The sequence below is a fragment of the Serratia sp. JSRIV004 genome, from assembly GCF_019968705.1.
Taxonomy (GTDB): Bacteria; Pseudomonadota; Gammaproteobacteria; order Enterobacterales; family Enterobacteriaceae; genus Chania; species Chania fonticola_B.
Genome location: NZ_CP074140.1, coordinates 4,631,058 through 4,645,994 on the forward strand (window position 1 = coordinate 4,631,058; position 14,937 = coordinate 4,645,994).

General features: G+C 54.0%; 16 protein-coding genes and 1 rRNA gene. 9 read left to right on the plus strand and 8 right to left on the minus strand.

Going from position 1 to position 14,937, the window contains the following annotated elements:
• Positions 1-47: 47 nt before the first annotated feature.
• Together KGP21_RS22125 and gmhB are read right to left on the minus strand one after the other, a co-directional pair.
• Positions 48-1,588 (minus strand): 16S ribosomal RNA (locus KGP21_RS22125).
• Positions 1,589-1,992: 404 nt separating this feature from the next.
• Entirely contained in the window at positions 1,993-2,556 is a 564-nt protein-coding gene (gene gmhB, locus KGP21_RS22130; RefSeq protein WP_021179944.1) for a D-glycero-beta-D-manno-heptose 1,7-bisphosphate 7-phosphatase, read from the minus strand.
• A 186-nt stretch (positions 2,557-2,742) separates the two neighbouring features.
• Between gmhB and metN the strand changes: the two genes are divergently transcribed.
• The 7 genes from metN (at position 2,743) to KGP21_RS22165 (ending at position 9,323) form a co-directional block, all read left to right on the plus strand.
• Entirely contained in the window at positions 2,743-3,774 is a 1,032-nt protein-coding gene (gene metN / locus KGP21_RS22135; protein ID WP_021806092.1) for a methionine ABC transporter ATP-binding protein MetN, read from the plus strand.
• Entirely contained in the window at positions 3,767-4,420 is a 654-nt protein-coding gene (locus KGP21_RS22140) for a methionine ABC transporter permease MetI (protein WP_021179942.1), read from the plus strand. Before metN ends, KGP21_RS22140 begins: the two co-directional genes overlap by 8 nt.
• Positions 4,421-4,518: 98 nt before the next feature.
• A complete protein-coding gene (locus KGP21_RS22145; protein WP_021806093.1) occupies positions 4,519-5,334 on the plus strand; it encodes a MetQ/NlpA family lipoprotein in 816 nt (271 codons plus the stop codon).
• Between the two features lie 117 nt (positions 5,335-5,451).
• Positions 5,452-5,856 carry an Rcs stress response system protein RcsF gene (rcsF, locus tag KGP21_RS22150; RefSeq protein ID WP_024485562.1) on the plus strand — a complete coding sequence of 135 codons (405 nt, stop codon included), beginning with the start codon at positions 5,452-5,454 and terminating at the stop codon, positions 5,854-5,856.
• Positions 5,853-6,560: a tRNA (N6-threonylcarbamoyladenosine(37)-N6)-methyltransferase TrmO gene (tsaA, locus tag KGP21_RS22155; protein ID WP_166733218.1), complete on the plus strand. Its 708-nt coding sequence runs from the start codon at positions 5,853-5,855 to the stop codon at positions 6,558-6,560. The genes rcsF and tsaA overlap by 4 nt, the downstream gene beginning before the upstream one ends.
• 121 nt (positions 6,561-6,681) lie before the next feature.
• Positions 6,682-8,400, plus strand: coding sequence for a proline--tRNA ligase (gene proS, locus KGP21_RS22160; RefSeq protein ID WP_223500258.1), 1,719 nt, complete (start codon positions 6,682-6,684; stop codon positions 8,398-8,400).
• A gap of 65 nt (positions 8,401-8,465) precedes the next feature.
• A complete protein-coding gene (locus tag KGP21_RS22165) occupies positions 8,466-9,323 on the plus strand; it encodes a YaeF family permuted papain-like enzyme (RefSeq protein ID WP_223500260.1) in 858 nt (285 codons plus the stop codon).
• Positions 9,324-9,342: 19 nt separating this feature from the next.
• Here KGP21_RS22165 and nlpE read toward each other — a convergent pair whose 3' ends face one another.
• Genes nlpE through KGP21_RS22180 form a run of 3 tightly spaced genes read right to left on the minus strand, consistent with a single transcriptional unit; the run spans position 9,343 to position 11,035 of the window.
• Positions 9,343-10,029 (minus strand): envelope stress response activation lipoprotein NlpE, encoded by a 687-nt coding sequence (nlpE, locus tag KGP21_RS22170; RefSeq protein WP_021806095.1) that lies wholly within the window; start codon positions 10,027-10,029, stop codon positions 9,343-9,345.
• 40 nt (positions 10,030-10,069) lie between these two features.
• Complete coding sequence (gene arfB, locus KGP21_RS22175; RefSeq protein WP_021179935.1) at positions 10,070-10,483, minus strand: alternative ribosome rescue aminoacyl-tRNA hydrolase ArfB; 414 nt, start codon at positions 10,481-10,483, stop codon at positions 10,070-10,072.
• Positions 10,484-10,486: 3 nt separating this feature from the next.
• A complete protein-coding gene (locus tag KGP21_RS22180; protein ID WP_021806096.1) occupies positions 10,487-11,035 on the minus strand; it encodes a YaeQ family protein in 549 nt (182 codons plus the stop codon).
• A 214-nt stretch (positions 11,036-11,249) separates the two neighbouring features.
• On the opposite strand from KGP21_RS22180, the gene KGP21_RS22185 reads away from it, so the two are divergent.
• Both KGP21_RS22185 and rof read left to right on the plus strand, forming a co-directional pair.
• Complete coding sequence (locus tag KGP21_RS22185; RefSeq protein WP_024529521.1) at positions 11,250-11,450, plus strand: YaeP family protein; 201 nt, start codon at positions 11,250-11,252, stop codon at positions 11,448-11,450.
• Complete coding sequence (rof, locus tag KGP21_RS22190) at positions 11,443-11,700, plus strand: Rho-binding antiterminator (RefSeq protein ID WP_223499701.1); 258 nt, start codon at positions 11,443-11,445, stop codon at positions 11,698-11,700. The genes KGP21_RS22185 and rof overlap by 8 nt, the downstream gene beginning before the upstream one ends.
• A gap of 51 nt (positions 11,701-11,751) precedes the next feature.
• Here the strand turns inward: rof and KGP21_RS22195 are convergent, their stop codons facing one another.
• The 3 genes from KGP21_RS22195 to dtpD are packed head-to-tail and all read right to left on the minus strand — an operon-like array spanning position 11,752 to position 14,919.
• Positions 11,752-12,066, minus strand: a complete 315-nt coding sequence (locus tag KGP21_RS22195; RefSeq protein WP_223536339.1) for a cytochrome c — start codon at positions 12,064-12,066, stop codon at positions 11,752-11,754.
• A gap of 10 nt (positions 12,067-12,076) precedes the next feature.
• A complete protein-coding gene (gene tilS, locus KGP21_RS22200; protein WP_223536342.1) occupies positions 12,077-13,402 on the minus strand; it encodes a tRNA lysidine(34) synthetase TilS in 1,326 nt (441 codons plus the stop codon).
• A 56-nt stretch (positions 13,403-13,458) separates the two neighbouring features.
• Complete coding sequence (dtpD, locus tag KGP21_RS22205; RefSeq protein ID WP_218518973.1) at positions 13,459-14,919, minus strand: dipeptide permease DtpD; 1,461 nt, start codon at positions 14,917-14,919, stop codon at positions 13,459-13,461.
• Positions 14,920-14,937 lie beyond the last annotated feature (18 nt).

A 14,937-nucleotide genomic window follows, 5' to 3' on the forward strand; every position in this document is an offset into this window, starting at 1 on the left:
CATCAGACAATCTGTGTGGACACTGCACTCAACTGCATATCTTTAGGTAAGGAGGTGATCCAACCGCAGGTTCCCCTACGGTTACCTTGTTACGACTTCACCCCAGTCATGAATCACAAAGTGGTAAGCGCCCTCCCGAAGGTTAAGCTACCTACTTCTTTTGCAACCCACTCCCATGGTGTGACGGGCGGTGTGTACAAGGCCCGGGAACGTATTCACCGTAGCATTCTGATCTACGATTACTAGCGATTCCGACTTCACGGAGTCGAGTTGCAGACTCCGATCCGGACTACGACATACTTTATGAGGTCCGCTTGCTCTCGCGAGTTCGCTTCTCTTTGTATATGCCATTGTAGCACGTGTGTAGCCCTACTCGTAAGGGCCATGATGACTTGACGTCATCCCCACCTTCCTCCGGTTTATCACCGGCAGTCTCCTTTGAGTTCCCGCCATTACGCGCTGGCAACAAAGGATAAGGGTTGCGCTCGTTGCGGGACTTAACCCAACATTTCACAACACGAGCTGACGACAGCCATGCAGCACCTGTCTCACAGTTCCCGAAGGCACCAATCCATCTCTGGAAAGTTCTGTGGATGTCAAGAGTAGGTAAGGTTCTTCGCGTTGCATCGAATTAAACCACATGCTCCACCGCTTGTGCGGGCCCCCGTCAATTCATTTGAGTTTTAACCTTGCGGCCGTACTCCCCAGGCGGTCGACTTAACGCGTTAGCTCCGGAAGCCACGCCTCAAGGGCACAACCTCCAAGTCGACATCGTTTACAGCGTGGACTACCAGGGTATCTAATCCTGTTTGCTCCCCACGCTTTCGCACCTGAGCGTCAGTCTTTGTCCAGGGGGCCGCCTTCGCCACCGGTATTCCTCCAGATCTCTACGCATTTCACCGCTACACCTGGAATTCTACCCCCCTCTACAAGACTCTAGCTTGCCAGTTTCAAATGCAGTTCCCAAGTTAAGCTCGGGGATTTCACATCTGACTTAACAAACCGCCTGCGTGCGCTTTACGCCCAGTAATTCCGATTAACGCTTGCACCCTCCGTATTACCGCGGCTGCTGGCACGGAGTTAGCCGGTGCTTCTTCTGCGAGTAACGTCAATGAACAGTGCTATTAACACCGAACCCTTCCTCCTCGCTGAAAGTGCTTTACAACCCGAAGGCCTTCTTCACACACGCGGCATGGCTGCATCAGGCTTGCGCCCATTGTGCAATATTCCCCACTGCTGCCTCCCGTAGGAGTCTGGACCGTGTCTCAGTTCCAGTGTGGCTGGTCATCCTCTCAGACCAGCTAGGGATCGTCGCCTAGGTGAGCCATTACCTCACCTACTAGCTAATCCCATCTGGGCACATCCGATGGTGTGAGGCCCGAAGGTCCCCCACTTTGGTCCGAAGACGTTATGCGGTATTAGCTACCGTTTCCAGTAGTTATCCCCCTCCATCGGGCAGTTTCCCAGACATTACTCACCCGTCCGCCGCTCGTCACCCAGGAGCAAGCTCCCTGTGCTACCGCTCGACTTGCATGTGTTAGGCCTGCCGCCAGCGTTCAATCTGAGCCATGATCAAACTCTTCAATTAAAAGCTTGATTTGCTGCAACTCGTGCAGCGATGCTCGAAAATTAACTTTCGTAATCATTCATTCGCATGAATGACTGCTTGGTCACTCTTCAAGACTTGATATTTTTTTGCTACCGAAGTAGCTGGATATCGTCTTGTGAGTGCCCACACAGATTGTCTGATAAATTGTTAAAGAGCAGTGAGTTACGCGCTTTCGCTTGCTAACTCGAGGTGGCGTATATTACGCCTCCCTCTTTCAGAGTCAACCTTAATTTCAGGTTTTTTTCTCTGCGACCCCCGGAGACTCTGTGAAGTTGTTCACATGTTCCGTGTCGATGGAGGCGCATTATAGGGAGCTGGTTCAGAATGACAAGGGATAATATGCACTTTTCTTCCGACCGCTCACTATTCATGCATAACGCTGCTTAAACCCGCTTTTTAATCGCTGCCGGCAGCTCTTGCAGGCTGTTTAGCACCCAATCCGCCGCTTTTTCGCCTTCTTCAGTCACTGGCTTGCCGGTGCGTACCAACACTTTAGTGCCTACCCCTGCAGCTGCGGCCGCCTGCATGTCTTCGATTTTGTCGCCAACCATATAAGAAGCGGCCAAATCGATGTTCAGTTCTTTCTGCGCCTGCAACAACATGCCCGGCTGCGGTTTGCGGCAATCACAAACCTGGCGATACTCTTCTATTACTGCTTCAGGATGATGTGGGCAGAAATAGATGCCGTCCAGATCGACGTCGCGGTCAGCCATCGACCAGTCCATCCATTCTGTCAGACGCATAAACTGGTCTTCGCTGAATTTACCACGGGCAATGCCAGACTGGTTGGTGACCAGCACCAGTGCGAAGCCCATGCTTTTCAGTTCACGGCAGGCGTCAATCACGCCATCGATAAACTGGAAATCATCTATTTCATGGACGTAGCCATGATCGATATTAATCGTGCCGTCACGATCTAAGAAAATTGCTGGAACGCGTTGTGTCACCGGTATGCTCCTGAAAGCCTGAAAACCGCCACAGTATCGCATGTTTTCGCCGAGACTGAGAATGATGAAGAATAGCGTTAACGTTGACTTGGACGTCTAGACGCCTTAACATCTGATCCAGACCTTGGCGCTGATCAAGGTCTCTCTTTATTAGGCCACGGCAACCAAGCTAAAAATAAGAAGAATATGATTAAACTTTCCAACATCACCAAAGTGTTCCAGCAGGGGTCGCGTTCCATTAGCGCACTCTCTGACGTGACTCTTCACGTTCCTGCCGGACAGATTTATGGCGTCATCGGTGCCTCAGGCGCCGGTAAGAGTACGCTGATCCGCTGCGCCAACATGCTTGAGCGCCCAACGTCAGGTACCGTTCTGGTTGATGGCCAGGATCTAACCTCCCTGTCTGAAGGTGAGCTGACGCGCGCACGCCGCCAGATTGGCATGATCTTCCAACACTTTAACCTGCTTTCTTCACGTACGGTCTTCGGTAACGTTGCCCTGCCGTTGGAGCTGGACAACACCCCACGCGCGGAAATCAAAAAACGCGTGGTCGAACTGCTGGAGCTGGTTGGTCTGTCAGATAAGCACGATGCCTACCCTGCCAATCTGTCAGGCGGCCAAAAGCAGCGTGTGGCCATCGCCCGTGCGCTGGCTAGCAATCCTAAAGTGCTGCTGTGCGACGAAGCGACCAGTGCGCTGGACCCTGCCACCACCCGCTCCATTCTTGAACTGCTGAAAGATATCAACCGCCGTCTGGGGCTGACCATCCTGCTGATCACCCATGAAATGGACGTAGTGAAACGTATCTGCGATCAGGTCGCGGTTATCAGCCAAGGTCAATTGATTGAGAAAGATAGCGTTAGCGAAGTGTTCTCCCATCCCAAGACGCCGCTGGCACAGCAGTTTATCCAGGCTACGCTGCATCTGGATATTCCGGATGATTATGCCGCACGTCTGGTACCTGAGCGTACCGGAGGCCGTCAACCGCTGTTACGCCTGGAGTTTACCGGCCGCTCGGTCGATGCCCCGTTACTGTCAGAAGCGGCTCGTCGCTTTAACGTGAACAACAATATTATCAGCGCACAGATGGATTACGCTGGCGGCGTGAAGTTCGGCGTGATGCTGGCTGAACTGCACGGCTCCGATGAAGATGCACAGGCAACGATTAAGTTCCTACAAGAAAATCAGGTAAAAGTAGAGGTTCTGGGTTATGTCTGAGGCAATGATGTGGTTAATGGCACGTGGCGTGTGGGAAACCGTTACGATGACCTTTGTCTCCGGCTTCTTTGGCTTTGTTCTTGGCTTACCGGTTGGCGTACTGTTATATGTGACCCGCCCTGGGCAAATCATTGCCAACAATACCGTCTATAAGGTGTTGTCCGGATTGGTGAACATTTTCCGTTCCATCCCGTTCATTATCCTGCTGGTCTGGATGATCCCGTTCACTCGCATGATCGTTGGCACCTCTATCGGTTTGCAGGCGGCTATCGTTCCACTGACCGTGGGCGCGGCTCCCTTTATTGCCCGTATGGTAGAAAACGCCCTGTTGGAAATTCCGTCAGGTCTGGTTGAAGCTGCTCGTGCCATGGGTGCGACCCCAATGCAAATCATCACCAAAGTGCTGCTGCCTGAAGCGCTGCCAGGTTTGGTGAATGCCGCTACCATCACGCTGATCACCCTGGTGGGCTATTCTGCAATGGGCGGTGCCGTTGGTGCCGGTGGCTTAGGTCAAATTGGTTATCAGTATGGTTATATTGGTTATAACGCTACCGTGATGAATACGGTATTAATATTACTGGTGGTGCTGGTGTATCTGATCCAGTTTGGTGGCGACCGTATCGTGAAGGCCGTTACCCACAAATAGTTTTACCCACGCGCTGACATCTACTCGATAGCTTTGCTGCATCTGGCAGCATAAAGAGTAAGGCGTATTTCATATGCGAGTCTAATTGAGGAAGGGATATGTCGTTAAAGTTTAAATCCATCGCAACAATCGGCGCACTGATCGGTACTCTGGCTCTGGCCGGTTGTGGCCAGGATGAAAAAGATCCAAACCATATCAAAGTGGGTGTTATTGTTGGTGCTGAACAGCAAGTAGCTGAAGTGGCACAAAAAGTAGCAAAAGATAAGTATGGCCTGGACGTTGAGCTGGTCACCTTCAACGACTACGTGTTGCCAAACGAAGCCCTGAGCAAAGGCGATATCGATGTCAACGCCTTCCAGCACAAGCCTTACCTGGATCAGCAGATCAAGGATCGTGGTTATAAGCTGGTTACGGTGGGTAACACCTTCGTGTACCCGATCGCCGGTTACTCCAAAAAGATCAAATCCATTGATGAGCTGCAAGATGGTTCACAGGTAGCACTGCCTAACGATCCCACCAACCTGGGCCGTTCACTGTTGCTGCTGCAAAAACAGGGTCTGATCAAGCTGAAAGACGGTGTTGGCCTGCTGCCAACCGTGCTGGATGTGACCGAGAACCCGAAAAACCTGAAGCTGGTTGAACTGGAAGCACCACAGCTGCCACGTTCACTGGACGATCAGCAAATCGCTCTGGCCATCATCAACACCACTTACGCCAGCCAGATTGGTTTGACGCCAGCCAAAGACGGTCTGTTTGTTGAAGATAAAGACTCACCTTACGTCAACATCATGGTTGCCCGTGAAGATAACAAAGACGCGGAAAACGTGAAGAAATTCGTTCAGGCTTACCAGTCTGACGAAGTTAACGAAGCAGCCAACAAGATCTTTAACGGTGGCGCAGTAAAAGGCTGGTAATCATTCCTTAGCCATTTTATTCCGATAATTGCAAGACGGGCTACGGCCCGTCTTGTTATTTGTGCCAGAGATTGCTTCAATAGCGCCACTTTGATTATAAAATGGCAGGGACTCTCAATGCGTGTTTTACCTCTCTGTTTGTTAGCGCTCGCGCTGACTGGATGCTCAACGCAGCACACGGCTCCATCCACAACAAACAGCACAACAACTACGGCCGCTCCCGCTCCGGTAAAAGCCACCCCAGCAGCCCGCCCGGCCCCGGTAAAACTGTACAAGAGTGCAGAAGAACTGGTCGGTAAACCTTTCCGCGATTTAGGTGAGGTTTCTGGCGAATCTTGTCAGACCACGGTTCAGGACTCTCCGCCAAATCTGAATACCGCACGTAAGCGCATGCAGACCCGAGCCTCCTACATGAAGGCCAATGCGGTGCTACTGCATGACTGTCAGATTGTCAGCGGCGTCGCCGGTTGTTACCAGCAGGCCATCTGCCAAGGCTCTGCGCTTAACGTCTCAGCCAAATGACCGAATTTGTTTTTGAGCAGATCGGCACCATCCGTTCTCCGTATAAAGAGAAATTCGCGGTTCCCCGTCAGCCTGGGCTAGTTGAAGACGGCGGCGGTGAACTGGTGCTGTTGCCGCCTTACAATCAACCCGAAGCGGTACGTGGCCTCAGCGAGTTCAGCCATCTGTGGGTGATGTTTGTGTTTCATCAAACCATGGAAGGAGGCTGGCGTCCTACCGTGCGGCCTCCTCGTCTGGGCGGCAATGCGCGTATGGGCGTGTTCGCCACCCGTTCGACCTTTCGCCCTAACCCGTTGGGTATGTCCTTGATCGAACTGAAAGGCATACGGACTCAAGGGGGCGAGGTGGTACTGGAGCTGGGCAGCCTGGATTTGGTTGACGGTACGCCGGTGGTCGATATCAAACCTTATTTGCCGTTTGCCGAAAGCCATCCGCAAGCGCGAGCCGGGTTTGCTCAGGCGGCTCCGGCCGGTGATATGCCGGTGAATTTCTCGCCCGAAGCGGAACAACAGCTGCAGCAACATGTGCGGCGCTACCCCAACCTGCGCCGTTTTATCACTCAGGTTCTGGCGCAAGATCCTCGCCCCGCCTATCGAAAAGAAGAAGCCAGCGGGCGCGAATATGCGGTATGGTTGTTGGAGTTCAACGTGCGCTGGCGGATCGTTGATAGTCAAAGCGAAGTGTTGTCGCTCGACGCCCGTTAAAATTCCGCCCGCTCTCTTTTGACAACCGGCTTGCGCTGGTAAACTAAGCCACTTTTGAAAATTTTGGCGGCCAACCCTGGCAGCCCGATGCAATTTGCAGTTCTAACGGAACCAAAACACCATGCGTACAAGCCAATATCTGCTCTCCACACTGAAGGAGACACCTGCCGACGCCGAAGTGATCAGCCACCAGCTGATGCTACGCGCCGGGATGATCCGCAAGCTGGCCTCCGGTCTTTACACCTGGCTGCCGACCGGCCTGCGCGTTCTGAAGAAGGTTGAAAACATCGTTCGCGAAGAAATGAACAATGCTAACGCGATCGAAGTTTCCATGCCGGTAGTTCAGCCCGCAGACCTCTGGCTGGAAAGCGGCCGCTGGGAGCAGTATGGCCCGGAATTGCTGCGTTTTGTCGATCGCGGCGAACGTCCGTTTGTACTTGGTCCAACCCATGAAGAAGTGATCACCGATCTGATCCGCAACGAAATCAGCTCCTACAAGCAGCTGCCGCTGAACTTCTTCCAGATCCAGACCAAGTTCCGTGACGAGGTTCGCCCACGTTTTGGCGTAATGCGTTCGCGTGAATTCCTGATGAAGGACGCCTATTCCTTCCACACCACCCAGGAATCCTTGCAGGTCACCTACGACGCGATGTACGAGGCCTACAGCAAGATCTTCAACCGCATGGGACTGGATTTCCGTCCGGTGCTGGCCGATACCGGTTCTATCGGTGGCAGCGCTTCACATGAGTTCCAGGTGCTGGCAGACAGCGGTGAAGACGATATCGTGTTCTCAACCGGTTCCGACTATGCTGCCAACATCGAGCTGGCCGAAGCGGTTGCCCCCGCTCAGCCACGTGCTGCGGCAACCGAAGAACTGCGCATCATCGATACGCCGAATGCCAAAACCATCGCCGAGCTGGTAGAGCAATTCCAACTGCCAGTAGAGAAAACGGTGAAAACCTTGATGGTGCACGCCAGTGAAGAGAGTGGCCACAAGCTGGTTGCCCTGCTGGTGCGCGGCGATCACGAGCTGAATGAAATCAAGGCCGAGAAACTGCCACAGGTCGCGGTTCCACTGACTTTCGCCACCGAAGAAGAAATCCGTGCAATCGTCGGCGCAGGCCCAGGATCCCTTGGTCCAGTCAATTTGCCGATCCCAGTGGTTGTCGATCGCAGCGTAGCCGCTATGAGCGACTTCGGCGCGGGTGCCAACATCGATGGCAAACACTACTTTGGCATCAACTGGGAGCGTGATCTGCCGCTACCACAGAGCGCGGATATCCGTAACGTGGTGGAAGGCGATGCCAGCCCAGATGGGAAAGGTACGCTGCTGATCAAGCGCGGTATCGAAGTGGGCCACATCTTCCAACTGGGTACCAAGTACTCGGAAGCGATGAAAGCCACCGTACAGGGTGAAGATGGCCGTAATCAGGTGCTGACCATGGGTTGCTACGGCATCGGTGTGACGCGCGTGGTAGCTGCTGCCATCGAACAGAATCACGATGACCGTGGCATTATCTGGCCAGACGCGATTGCCCCGTTCCAGGTAGCTATTCTGCCAATGAACATGCACAAATCATTCCGCGTGCAGGCTCTGGCTGAGGAACTGTACGATACCCTGCGTTCACATGGCATCGACGTGATCCTCGACGATCGTAAAGAGCGCCCAGGCGTGATGTTTGCCGATATGGAACTGATCGGCGTGCCTCACTCCATCGTGATTGGCGATCGTAACCTCGACAGCGAAGAGATTGAGTATAAAAATCGCCGTGTTGGCGAGAAGCAGATGATTAAAACCGGCGAAATCGTTGATTTCCTGCTGGGCCAGATCCAACGTTAATTGATAGACCAAGCCCCCCAGATGGGGGGCTTTATTAATGGATATTGTTGTTAAAGGATTAACTTATGCCATTACGCAGCCCCTCGGCTACCTGCCTGTATGCTTTGCTTTCGGTGTTTTTGACCGGTTGCACGATGAACGTAGGCTTATCCGACCGTGAAAAACACTCCATCAATCCCGTCAACGTTCAGTTCCAATCGTTAAGCTCCGCCCCAGGAAAAACGCTGCGCGAAATCAATCAGACCGACCTGCAAGAGGGTGACCTGCTGTTCTCCTCAACGATTGGTTTGAAATCACTCGGGATCCGTATCTTGAGTACTTCGTCAGTCAGCCATGTTGCTGTGTATATTGGTGAGGGCCAGGTTGCCGAAGCGGTAGGGGAAGGCGTGCAGATTATCAGCCTGAAAGATGCGCTGACCCATAGCGACAAGATGTTTGCTTTGCGCATCCCCGATCTGACACCGGAGCAGGCTAGCCAGATCCGTCAATTCGCCAGCCAAAAGGCCGGCAGCCGGTATAACTATCTGGGCATTGCCGAGATGGTGCCCTTTATGATGACCAAGCAGCTGTGTTCGCTGAACCCCTTCTCTGCCGATTTCCGCCAGCAATGTGTACAAGGCTTGGCCGCCGCCCAGCTCAAGACGCCGACCGGCGCAGAGTCGTCCTATTTCTGTTCGGAGTTTGTGATTGCCGCGTTTGAAAACGCCGGACATCCGTTGACGTTAGCCGCCCCAGGCTGGGTCAGCCCAGGCGATTTACTGCATATGCGCGAAGGGGATATTGCCACGCTGGCACCTAGCAAAGCGCTGGTTTACGTGGGCCATATCAAACCGGGGATCTATTTACGTTCGCGGGCGTTAGCTAAAAACCAACCCACACTGATATCTGCAACGGACAACAATAACGACCCCATCATCAAATGATGAGGCCATAATTCGTTGATTAATTAGCACAGCTCTTGCTGTTGTCGAAAGTGATTTTGCCACCCGGCTCCGGGATCAGCGCTTTTTGCATCTGCCCTTCCTCCATGGAAGGCTGCACGCTGAAATGCCCGTTCAACATCAGGAATACCGGTTCGCCCGGTGCCCGCTGAGCCTTCAGATAGCCCTGCTCCAGCGCGATATTATTCGCTACCGGGAAGGTTTTGCCAGTGGCACAATCCTGGAATACCGCCGCGTCGGCCATATAGGTATACAACCCGGTCAACGGCATCGGCGTTTTCGGCAAGGCTTTGGTCACCGGCGACAGCACATAATTAAGCTGAGAGACAATCGGTGCTCCACTGCGGTCCAGCATTCTCAATTGCTTGCCTTCCGGATGGAAATAACGTTTTTCACCATTGCTCTCGGTCAGCACCAATTTATCTGCCGTGCGCGCCCATTTACCGTAGCTGGCAAAGGTGCTATCGCCATCTCTTGAACCGCGATAGGTTTCCTGCAAGATAAAGGTGCCGTCTTGATCGAGGAACAGTGTGGTGTCCAGTCCGCTGCAATCGGCACAGGGCAATAAGCCCTGATAGCTCTGCTGCATCGGCTGAAGCGGCTGTTCTTTTGGCTGGTATTGATTATTACATCCCAGCAATGAAAGGGCTCCTGCCGCTAAAAACAGGGCAATGGTTATTTGCTTCAAGTTATTCTCCTGTTGTCATCCGTTGATGCCAAGACGCCGCCTAAGGTAAAACCTTGCCGCGCAGCGCCTTGGTCGCGCCTTTACGCACTTTGCCTTCGAGACGGCGTAATTTGGCGCCTTTACTTGGTTTGGTGGCCCTGCGCGTCTTTTCGACCACCATCGCCTGTTGGATCAGTGCCACCAGCCGGGCCAGTGCCGCTTCACGATTCATTTCCTGGCTGCGATATTCCTGCGCTTTGATAATTACCACCCCATCACCGGTCACTAAATGATGATTAAGCGCCAGCAGCCGTTCTTTATAGTACTCTGGCAGGCTGGACGCCCGGATGTCAAAGCGCAAATGGATCGCCGTTGAGGTTTTATTCACATGCTGGCCACCCGCCCCCTGCGCGCGGATCGCCGTTAATTCTATTTCGTTGTCCGGTATGGCTACGTTCCTTGACAGTTCCAGCACCGGTTATACCTGCGCCTGCTGCCATTCGGCAAATTGAATTTCCAGACTATTCTGAAGGTCTGACAGCCAGATAGTGCCTTCCTGCAGCGTGGCCTGTAGCGTCATATTGCGGCTGGCTAACGCGGTCAAGCGGGACAGTTGTTCATCATCGAGAAAGCGAATGCTCAAGTTCTTGTGGTTGGCAACTTTGCTCTGCATAGACTGCCACCAGACATGCCCGGCGCGATCGCCATAGGCGTAAAGCACCACCCGAGGTGACTGATTGCAGGCTTTCTTGATGCGTTTCTCGTCCGGCAGCCCCAGCTCTATCCACATCTCCAGCCCGTTATGGTCGTTGCGCCGCCAGATTTCCGGCTCGTCTTCCGCACTCAGGCCTTTGGTAAACACCAGGCGTTCATCGGCATGGCAGATCCAGGCCAGCAGGCGCAGCATCATGCGCTGTTCGGTTTCTGAAGGATGCTGGGCCAGGGTGAGTGTGGTATCAAAGTAAAAGTGACGGTCCATATCAGCGATATTGAGCGTGGCTTTGTAAATTGTTGCTTTCAGCGCCATGGGTAACCTCTTTATTAACAGGCCACATTGTACTTGATCAGGGCAGCCCGCAGCCAGCACGGGGAACGTCAGGAGTGGACTAATGCCCAAAAAGAGGAACTAATAACTCACTAACACCTGTGCTATAGTCCTTTAGATAGGATTTAACCCCGAGTGTCTGTGCCTTATTGCAGCCTGCGTGGCAATAATGCAGAGATCCTAAAGGGAGGCCATTGTGCAACAATACTGTGAGTTAGTACGACGTTTTTACGCTCAGATCGGCAGTGGAGATCTAGGCTACGTGCCGGATGCACTAGCATGTGTGTTAAAGGCATTGGACGAGGTTGCCGCGAATAGCGAGCTACCGTCCTCCGTTAGGGAACAGGCGGCATTTGCCGCCGCTAACTTATTGGTGAGCGACCATGTTGATGAATGATGAGTACCAATCCATCAATTGCGATGACTATGAAAGCCTGGAACTCGCCTGTCAGCATAACTACATTCTGAAGCTAGAGTTACGCGACGGAGAGAAGTTCGAAGGCATTGCCACCGAGTTGAAATTTACCAAGGGCGTTGAGTACCTGATTGTCGATCAGGCCGGTAGCGCTCTCAGCTTGCGTCTGGATCACATCCTCAGTTTCAGTCATCCGGAAATCGGTACCGTGGTTGTCAGCCTGTCAGACTGATATAGCGGTAACGCCATCTCCACAGGGCAGCCCAAGGGCTGCCCTCGTCATTTAAGGCTTCAGGCTGGCGTAATAGGCCGCCAGGTCGGCAATATCCTCATCCGACAACCCCGAGACATAGGCCTTCATTACTTCCGCCTGCCCGCCAGAGCGCTCCCCTTTCTTGTAAGCCTGCAAAGAGTGCTCCAGATACATTTGATTCTGCCCGGCCAGGTTCGGGTACATAGGTACCGAAACCTTGCCTTCCGCGCCGTGGCAAGCCATGCAGCTGGCCGATTTATTCTTCCCTGCCGCCGCATCGCCCGCCGCCATGGCGGAAAAACTCAACACGCTGGCCATCACTATCATTACGCTCACCAATTTCATTGCCCACTCCTCACAACAGATTGTTATTATTTTTTTTCCAGCCAAGCCGCCAGACCGGTTGCCCCGCAGACGCTTGCCCTTCCTCAGTAATAAATACGCCCACGGCAGCGATTAACTGCTCATCATAGTAGAGCAACGGGATACGTTCACGCTGCCACGGTGGAATAGCCAACTCTTGCCACAGTTTTTTGATCGGGCGTGAACCGGCACGGCCAACTATCCGCGCCCTGCCCTTGGCGGTAAAACGCACGCTGACCGACTCATGCTCTAAAGGGGCACGTACCTGGCATTCACCTTCGCCCACGTACAGAGTACCCAGTCCGTCTGGTAACGCCAGTGGGGCCTCATTAGGCCAGGGCAATTGTGCGCCGCTCAGATCAGACATCAGCGGTAGCAGATACAAGCGCTGGCGAAAACGGCGGATCTGGTAGTTCCCGAGTTGCAACTGTGGTTCGGCATCTTCCCGGCTTAACGCCACTTCCTGCCATAGCCGATGCAAGCTATCTCGCGCAGGCATGGTGACGCCAAACAGCCCAATCCAGCGCCGTAGCAAAGCATAGCGCCTGGCCGCAGAACAGGTAGCCAATTCGGCGATAGCGAGCGAGTTTTCGCCATCCAGCAGTTGGGTCAATTGCTCGGCCAGCAGCTCATCAAGCAGTTGCTCCTGCTCGGCACATAATTCAGCGCTGCGGGCGGTGGCGGCAGCAAAATGCGGCCAACGTTGATTCACTATCGGCAGAACGTTCAGACGTAAGAAGTTGCGATCGAAGCGGGGATCCTGATTGCTGTCATCCTCGATCCACTGCAGTTGATGCTGGTGTGCGTAGGCTTCCAACTGCTGACGAGATATTCCCAACAGCGGGCGCAATAAGGGATTGTTACCCAAACGGGTTTGTGCCGCCATGGCAGACAACCCCGCAGGGCCGCTGCCCCGTTTTAAGGCCAGCAAGAAGGTTTCACATTGATCGTCGAGATGCTGCGCCGTCAGCAAAGCCTCGTCTACGGCCAACGTTTCTGCGAAAGCAGCGTAGCGGGCCGAACGGGCCGCGGCCTCGATACCTCCAGGCCGCCCCTCTAGCTGAACATGTTTTATCACCAGCGGTACCTGCCAGCGTTCGCATTGCTGCTGGCAATGTGCCACCCAATCATCGGCAAAACGGCTCAGGCCATGGTGGACATGCACCGCGCGCAGGGCAATGTCCGGTTGCTGCTGGCGCAACAGCATCAGCATATGCAATAGCACGCTGGAATCCAGGCCGCCGCTGAACGCCAGCAGTAGTTGGCGCTCAGCCCCTAGATGGTCGGCAATCTGTGTCAGGAGGTGGTGGGTCTTCATCAATTGAGCTTAGTGACATCTACATAGCTGCACGTTAACCAGCCCACCGCCATCAATCAAGCATTAACCGCGCTATCATTGCGCCGGGTCATTCCCCACCACAGCCCCAGAGCCGCCAGCACCAAGGCGGCGCAGCCTGCGGCTCCCCAGCCTATCTGGGTGAAAACCTTGCCATAAGCTTCGATCATCGCATTACCCAGTTGGCTTTCGGTGGTCTGATTGGCAATCAGGCCCGCGAGATAATTAGCCACCGAGCCGGTCGCCAGCATATAAATACCGGTCAACACGCCGGTGACGCCAGGAATATCCAACCGGGTGATTTGGGCCATCGCCACCGGATCGATAAACAGTTCGGCAAATCCCATCACCGCCAGCCCGGCCACCATCATCCCCATCGAGGCCTGGCCATGCAGTTCCCCCCAGCGCGCATTTAGCGCCATCAGCATAAAGCCCACCGCAATCAACAGCAGGCCAAAGGCAAACTTGCACCAAATGCGCACCGTCTGAGCGTTTCCCTGGCTGCTACGCATCAGCCAGGCCAGCAGTACGCCGCCCAGCATGACCGCAAAGGCGTTTACCGACTGGAACAGCGCAGTAGGTACCGACCAGGAGAACCATTGCCGGTCAACAAAGTGATCGATAAACAGGCTGATCGAACTGCCGCCCTGTTGGGCAAAGGCCCAAAACAGCGTCCCCAGCAGCATCAAGATGATGATTTGCCATAACGCCCGCCGTTGTTCACCGCTCACCCGCCAGAGGATACGCATGACGATCACCACCGCAACGGCGCACACTACGCCAAGCAGATAGCCGGCCCAGTTGTGAATAAACAACAGCGCGAAAAACAGCGGAGCACACAGCACCCCAGCCACCAGCCAGAACCAATGCGGCAAGCGTAGCGTGGTGGCCTGTATCAGCGGGATATTCACCCCGCGCGTATGCCGAAAATGTTTACTTCCCGACAGGAAGATCATCAGCCCGGCAAACATTCCTATTCCCGCCAGCGCAAAACCGACGTGCCAGCCATAACGTTCAGCGGCCAACCCACAGGCGATCGGAGCCAGGATAGAGCCAACGTTCCCCGCAGCGTACAGCAGAGAAAACCCGCCTTCCCGCCGTGGATCCTGCGCCTGATACAGCTCTCCCAGCAGGCAGCTGATATTGGATTTAAACAGGCCGTAGCCGCAGATGATTATGCCCAGCGCCAGGTAAAGAGAGTTGGCAGAGACCGAACCCAGCCCCAATACGATATGGCCCACGGTCATCAAGGCCGCCCCGGCAATCACCGAGACGCGGTTACCCAACAGGCGATCGGCCAGCAGGCCGCCCAGAATGGGGGTGACATAAACCAAAGAGGCATAAGCGCTGAAAAGGGTGATGGCGTGGCTATCGGAGTAGCCTAACTGGTGGGTCAGATAGAGGATCAGTAACGCGCGCATGCCGTAAAAACTAAAATACTCCCAGATTTGGATTGCAACGACATAGTAGATAGCGCGCGGCTGTGAGGGTGTTTTCATGGTGTACTCCCATCAGGA

Bases quoted from the DNA above. Each gene is read 5' to 3' on its own strand.
- tsaA (WP_166733218.1), top strand. From the start codon at position 5,853: ATGACCGAATTTGTTTTTGAGCAGATCGGCACCATCCGTTCTCCGTAT.
- KGP21_RS22180 (WP_021806096.1), bottom strand. From the start codon at position 11,035: ATGGCGCTGAAAGCAACAATTTACAAAGCCACGCTCAATATCGCTGAT.
- KGP21_RS22145 (WP_021806093.1), top strand. From the start codon at position 4,519: ATGTCGTTAAAGTTTAAATCCATCGCAACAATCGGCGCACTGATCGGT.
- dtpD (WP_218518973.1), bottom strand. From the start codon at position 14,919: ATGAAAACACCCTCACAGCCGCGCGCTATCTACTATGTCGTTGCAATC.
- KGP21_RS22165 (WP_223500260.1), top strand. From the start codon at position 8,466: ATGCCATTACGCAGCCCCTCGGCTACCTGCCTGTATGCTTTGCTTTCG.
- metN (WP_021806092.1), top strand. From the start codon at position 2,743: ATGATTAAACTTTCCAACATCACCAAAGTGTTCCAGCAGGGGTCGCGT.
- rof (WP_223499701.1), top strand. From the start codon at position 11,443: ATGAATGATGAGTACCAATCCATCAATTGCGATGACTATGAAAGCCTG.
- rcsF (WP_024485562.1), top strand. From the start codon at position 5,452: ATGCGTGTTTTACCTCTCTGTTTGTTAGCGCTCGCGCTGACTGGATGC.
- KGP21_RS22195 (WP_223536339.1), bottom strand. From the start codon at position 12,066: ATGAAATTGGTGAGCGTAATGATAGTGATGGCCAGCGTGTTGAGTTTT.
- proS (WP_223500258.1), top strand. From the start codon at position 6,682: ATGCGTACAAGCCAATATCTGCTCTCCACACTGAAGGAGACACCTGCC.
- KGP21_RS22140 (WP_021179942.1), top strand. From the start codon at position 3,767: ATGTCTGAGGCAATGATGTGGTTAATGGCACGTGGCGTGTGGGAAACC.
- tilS (WP_223536342.1), bottom strand. From the start codon at position 13,402: ATGAAGACCCACCACCTCCTGACACAGATTGCCGACCATCTAGGGGCT.